We start from the raw sequence: 1,144 nt of genomic DNA on the forward strand, positions 1-1,144 counted from the left end.
CGCCGCAGGTGCTCGGCAGACGGTCGCCGCCGCGACCCGGCCCCGGCCCGCTCCGGCGGCCGGATCGGCCGCCGCGAGGCAGGGCGTGCCGGACGCCGAGGCGATCGTGCTGGTGATCCCCGGACGCAGGCGGTATCACGTCGCCGGGTGCCGTCAGCTGGTCGGCAGGGAACACGAGGAACTCACTCACGAGGAGGCTCGGGAGGAGGGTTTCACGCCCTGCACCACCTGCCTTCCCGAATTCAGCGGCGGGGTCGTGCCCCAGGACGCCCCCGAGGAGCAGCAGGCCGCTCAGGCCCCGTCCCCGGCACCGCCGTCCCCGGCCCCCCGGGCCGCCCAGGCCTTCCGCGAGTCCGGCCCCTCCGGTGCGACCGGACCGGACAGCGGTGAGACCGTACGGTTCACCCCTCCGTACCGCCCCGTCGGAGCTGCGGGGACCCAGGCGGGCCGGTCCCAGACGCCGCCGCGGGAGCCGGAGGCCCCGCTCCGGGAGTCCCGGGAGCAGTCGGCTCCCGCGCCCCGTTCCGAGGAGACGGCGTCCCCCTTCGCCGCCCCCGCGTTCCCCGTTCAGGCGTCTCCGCCCGTACCGGTGGCGGAGGACTCCTCGGCCACCAGCTGGTTCAGCCGCGATCAGGCCTCTCCTCCGGCCTCCGGCCCGGGACCCGCCGCCCCGGAGACGCGGGCGTCCGAGCCGGCGGAGCAGGACGCTCCCGAGCGGGGACCGTCCGAGCCGGAGCCGGGGCGGGACGTCCCGGAGCCGGTGCCCGGCGAGGAGCCGCCCGCGCGGCAGGCGGCGGGGCAGGGCGCGCCGGAGCCTGACGGACGAGCGGCGACGGAGTCCCCTTCGGCGGGATCCGCGGAGCCCGGGGAGCCTGCCGGGGCGGAGCCCGCGGACGACACCACCGGATCCGAGACCACCGGACCGGACACTGCCGGACCGGACACTGCCGGACCGGACACCACCGGACCTGAGACCGCCGGACCGGACACCACCACGTCCGAGACCGCCGGACCCGAGACCGCCGGACCGGAGCCGGAGACCGACGGGCCGCCCGAGGCGGAGCCCGTCCCGGCCGGATCCGAATCCGCCGCGGAGCCCGCCGAGCCGGTCGGTACGGCGAGCACCGCGGAACCCGCGAGCGGG

1 pseudogene is annotated in these 1,144 nt (G+C 78.2%); it reads left to right on the forward strand.

The window, feature by feature from the left end:
* A pseudogene (locus tag ACWJ6R_RS36765) lies at positions 1-1,144 on the forward strand (hypothetical protein); the annotation flags it as partial.

The organism is Planomonospora algeriensis (genome assembly GCF_977012225.1).